Origin of the sequence: Ilyobacter sp. (assembly GCF_041583315.1) — a bacterium.
Lineage (GTDB): Bacteria > Fusobacteriota > Fusobacteriia > Fusobacteriales > Fusobacteriaceae > Ilyobacter.
This window is the reverse complement of record NZ_JBFHGC010000218.1, coordinates 1-4,489: the sequence shown is the minus strand read 5'-3', so window position 1 is coordinate 4,489 and position 4,489 is coordinate 1. Positions and strand designations below refer to the sequence as shown.

The following is a 4,489-nucleotide window of genomic DNA, read 5'->3' as shown; positions in this document are numbered from 1 at the left end:
CCCCCTATATAAAAAATCATTCATTTTAATTATCGAACCGGTGGTCCAGTATTTATTTTCTGAATGATACCATAAAAAAATTAAGTTGTCTACAAAGTTCATTCATAATTTTTTGAATTTAATTCAACAATTCAGATCAAATGAATTGTTTTTCATGAGCTGAAGACATAAAATTTTTCCTGAGAATAAAAAAAATGAAGGGATCATCCCTTCATTATCCTTTATATCCAAGTTCTCTGGAAATATTCATTGCAGTTTCTTTAACCTTTCGGATTATTTCAGGAAATTTCTCCTCAGTAAACCTCTGGTCAGGACCGGCAGTACTCAGTGCCCCTATTACATTTTTTGTATAGTCAAAGATGGGGGCCCCTATACCTATGGTCTGCATCTCCATCTCACTGTGACTTATGGTATAGCCGTTTTTTCTGCTCTCGGCTATGGATTCCAAAAGTTTTTCCCTGTCCATTATTGTGTTTTCAGTATATTTTACAAATTCGCTGTTTTTAATAATATACTCTATCTCCTCATCCTTCAGGAAAGAAAGTATAGCCCTGGGACATGCCCCGGCATTTAGAGATGCAGTTCTACCTATTTTGGTATAGAGCCTTACAGGGTGCTTGCTCATGAGCTTCTCTACGTAGATTGCATGGGTTTTGTCCCTTATGACCAGCTGTACGTCTTCATTTATATCATCTCTCAGAGCTTTCATATAGGGGAGAGCTATCTCTTTCAGTTCTATAGATTCTGAAACAATGGTTCCAAGCTCTAGAAACTTCATCCCCAGTTTGTATTGTCCATGTTTTCCATCTGTATTCATTTTCATGAGATATCCGTTTTTTTCAAAGGTATTTAACAGCCTGTAGACAGTAGCCTTTGGTATAGAGGAAAGACGTGAGATTTCACTGAGACCTCTTACGGGATTTTCAGCATCGAAATACTCCAAAAGGCTCAAAGCCTTATCTAAACTTTGATTGATGCTATTATCATTGTCAGCCATAATTTATTCATCAACTCCTGTGATTTTTATAATAAAAAGATCTGTTGTTTTTAAACTTCTAAAATATAAGATATCATATCAAATAAAGAATGTCAAAAACAACCTTTGATCACAATATTAATATGCAGTTTTACAATATAATTTTATATCTGAATAACTATTTTGCAGAAAAGTCAGTAAAAAAAAATTTGACAGGAAAAGCAAAATAGCATATACTTCGAATATACAAAACAAGAAATATATTAACAGAGTAAATGACATCTTACTGGCAAGAATAAAGCAACCCTTTATTCTTAAACTGGAAAGGCTCAAAGTCGTTTTACTTTCAGCACGGTTATCATGAAAGTATAGCGACTTTTTATTATATCCACAAATAAGAACAACCAAAGTTCCGACCTGCTCAATTTTATTTTTTTAAAGTTTGAGGAAAGGAACTTTAAATATCACATTTTGTATAAACCATCGGTTTAATATATAAAACATTTATAAAGCTAAGGGGGGAATTATTATGGAAACGGTAACTACACAGTCAGAAAAAAAGGGGTTTCTGCAAAAATTGAAAACTATGGGTCCGGCAGCAATTGTTACAGCGGCATTTATAGGTCCGGGGACAATTACCACAGCATCACTTGCAGGTGCAAAATTTGGGTACTCGCTCATCTGGGCTATGGTATTTTCTATTTTTGCCACAGTAGTTTTACAGGAGATGTCTGCAAGACTCGGTATCGTAACCAGAAAAGGATTAGGAACTGCTTTGAGAGAGCAATTTACCAATCCCATTGCAAAATACGGGAGTATATTCTTGGTTGTTTCGGCAATAGGAATAGGTTGTGCAGCATATGAAACAGGTAATATACTGGGAGGGGCATTAGGACTAGAGGCCATCAGCGGTATATCTATGAATGTTTGGGGTCCCCTCATGGGTATAGGTGGTTATGTTCTCTTAAAAACCGGAAATTATAAGTTTGTAGAGAAGTTTCTTATTGGTTTAGTTGTACTTATGAGTGCTACATTTATTACCACAGCAATAGTAGTATCCCCTGACTGGAGCGAAATAATGAAGGGTATGTTTGTACCTAGCGTTCCCAAGGGATCGGTATTCTTGATAATGGCATTAGTGGGAACTACTGTAGTTCCTTATAATCTGTTTCTCCATTCTTCTGCAGTTCAGGAAAGATGGAAAGATGCCAGCGGATTAAAAGAGTCAAGATCTGATATTTTCCTTTCTATTATTCTGGGAGGCTTAATATCTATAGCAGTAATAATAACTGCATCTGCAGCATTCTTTGGTACTAATATTGCCATAAACAATGCAGGAGATATGGCAAAATCAGTAGAGCCCCTTCTAGGTTCTTGGGCAAAATATTTCTTTGCATTCGGACTTTTCGCTGCAGGACTTTCTTCTACAATAACTGCACCTTTGGCAGCAGCTTATGCCACTTCAGGGGCTTTGGGTTGGAAAGCTGATTTTAAAGACAAGAAATTTGAAGCTGTATGGACAACAGTTATTCTTATAGGGGTTATATTTTCTGCAATAGGTTTAAAACCTCTTTCAGCCATTATATTTGCCCAGGCGGCAAATGGAATACTTCTTCCTATTATAGCGATATTTCTCCTGTATGCCATGAACAATAAAAAGAGGCTTGGAAAGTATATCAATACTCCCATTACTAATGTTCTAGGTGTTATAGTGGTTTTAGTGGCTTGCGGACTTGGAGTTAGGGGAATCCTGAAAGTACTAGGAGTTATGTAATATAAATATTTGATGAGTTACAGAGTGGGTAGAAAAATGCGGCACCCGGTTTAAAAAAAGTTAAATTTGGAGATGGTAGCATGGAAAACTTCAGGAATTTAAATCCTTCACAAGCTCGGCAGATGATCAGAGAAGGAAAAATAAAAAGCAACACAGCAGGGATGTGTCACGGATATGTCCAGGGGAATCTTGTGATCCTGCCCAAGGAACATGCCTATGATTTCCTACTATTTGCCCAAAGGAATCCAAAACAATGCCCTATACTTGAGGTATCAGATATGGGAAGCAGGGAGTTTATGAAAATGGCTCCAGGTTCAGATGTGTCAACGGATATTCCAAAATACAGGGTATATAAAAATGGAGAATTACACGGAGAATTTGATGATATAAAATCATTCTGGAGAGATGACTTCGTGTCTTTTCTTATAGGTTGCAGTTTTACCTTTGAGTCCGCCATGCTGGATGAAGGGATAGAAGTGAGGCATATTTCAGAGGGGAAGAATGTGCCCATGTATATAACTGATATACAGTGTGAAAAGGCTGGTATATTTGAAGGACCTACTGTTGTCAGTATGAGGCCTCTGCCTTATGCTGATGTAGTGAGGGCGGTGCAGATAACTTCTAGATACCCAGGTGTTCACGGAGCCCCTATACATATGGGGGATCCGCTGGAAATAGGTATAGGGGATATAAATAATCCTGACTTCGGGGATTCTGTGGAAATAAAAGATGGTGAAGTTCCTGTGTTTTGGGCTTGTGGAGTTACACCTCAGGCAGTAGCTATGAATGTGAAGCCTGAAATAATGATAACCCATGCACCGGGATATATGTTTATAACCGATGTGAAAAATCAAAAATTATCTTTGTTATAACTGATGTTTATAAAACTTAAAAAGGTCAGCCCAAGTGGGCTGACCTTTTTAATAAAAGATTATTAAATTACTATTAAGCGATGAATGGTTTACCCATAGGTAGAACTGGTCTTCCGAAAACCTGAGCATAGATGGCACCGGCCATCATGTACCAAGCAGAAAGTGCACAAACCATTAGTTCATAACCAGCAACTTTAGTCAGTGCCGGATATCCAAAGTGTGCAAGATCAAGAAGTATGAATCCTATCAGAAGAAGGATAAAAGTTAATCCCATTGCACCACTGATTTTCATTGCAGGAATAGTCATAACGAAAGTATATAAAGTCCAAGCTATGAGGAACCATCCTACATCGTGGTGGCTGGCTTTATAGATATTAAAGTGGTTTAAAAGGAACATGATTCCTAGAGATATCCAAAAACTACCGTAAGAAACAAAAGCGCTGTAACCAAAGTTGTTACCGCATTTGAACTCTTGGAAACCGGCGATCATCTGAGCCAGTCCTCCGAAGACAAGTCCGCATGCTACTACCGGTCCTAACCCCATCCATCCTACATTGTGAAACTGAAGAAGCATAGTCGTAAGACCAAACCCTGCCAACCCAACAACTGCTGGATTTCCTTGTGATACATCGTGTGACATAAATTTCCTCCCTGATTACTATTTTTTGTAGTTACTGATAAAACTCATTTTGCTACAACCAAATTTAGTGAGCCTTATTCAAAACTATTTCATTCACTGCATATATACATAAATTTAAAAAATTGAAAACATTAAAAAAAATTTATTTTTTTGTAAAAAGAGTACGTTGAATATAATACACAAAATTTGGAATTATTACAAGTTAAAAAAATCTTTTTTTTATATTG

Annotated in this window: 4 protein-coding genes; 2 read left to right on the top strand and 2 right to left on the bottom strand. The window is 37.0% G+C overall.

The genetic code is table 11. The features are described from left to right. Positions 1-214: 214 nt before the first annotated feature. The gene (locus ABZA26_RS08565) at positions 215-997 is read right to left on the bottom strand and encodes an IclR family transcriptional regulator (RefSeq protein WP_372714105.1); all 783 of its coding nucleotides are present in this window, start codon (positions 995-997) and stop codon (positions 215-217) included. Between the two features lie 508 nt (positions 998-1,505). On the opposite strand from ABZA26_RS08565, the gene ABZA26_RS08560 reads away from it, so the two are divergent. Continuing rightward, positions 1,506-2,750: an Nramp family divalent metal transporter gene (locus ABZA26_RS08560; RefSeq protein ID WP_372714104.1), complete on the top strand. Its 1,245-nt coding sequence runs from the start codon at positions 1,506-1,508 to the stop codon at positions 2,748-2,750. An 80-nt stretch (positions 2,751-2,830) separates the two neighbouring features. Continuing rightward, positions 2,831-3,622: a putative hydro-lyase gene (locus ABZA26_RS08555; protein ID WP_372714103.1), complete on the top strand. Its 792-nt coding sequence runs from the start codon at positions 2,831-2,833 to the stop codon at positions 3,620-3,622. Positions 3,623-3,695: 73 nt separating this feature from the next. On the opposite strand, the gene ABZA26_RS08550 is transcribed toward ABZA26_RS08555, so the two are convergent. Continuing rightward, positions 3,696-4,262 carry an acetate uptake transporter gene (locus tag ABZA26_RS08550; RefSeq protein ID WP_372714102.1) on the bottom strand — a complete coding sequence of 189 codons (567 nt, stop codon included), beginning with the start codon at positions 4,260-4,262 and terminating at the stop codon, positions 3,696-3,698. Positions 4,263-4,489 lie beyond the last annotated feature (227 nt).

What these genes read in the sequence shown, in the direction of transcription:
- ABZA26_RS08565 (WP_372714105.1), bottom strand. Translation starts at nt 997, where the DNA reads ATGGCTGACAATGATAATAGCATCAATCAAAGTTTAGATAAGGCTTTG.
- ABZA26_RS08560 (WP_372714104.1), top strand. Translation starts at nt 1,506, where the DNA reads ATGGAAACGGTAACTACACAGTCAGAAAAAAAGGGGTTTCTGCAAAAA.
- ABZA26_RS08555 (WP_372714103.1), top strand. Translation starts at nt 2,831, where the DNA reads ATGGAAAACTTCAGGAATTTAAATCCTTCACAAGCTCGGCAGATGATC.
- ABZA26_RS08550 (WP_372714102.1), bottom strand. Translation starts at nt 4,262, where the DNA reads ATGTCACACGATGTATCACAAGGAAATCCAGCAGTTGTTGGGTTGGCA.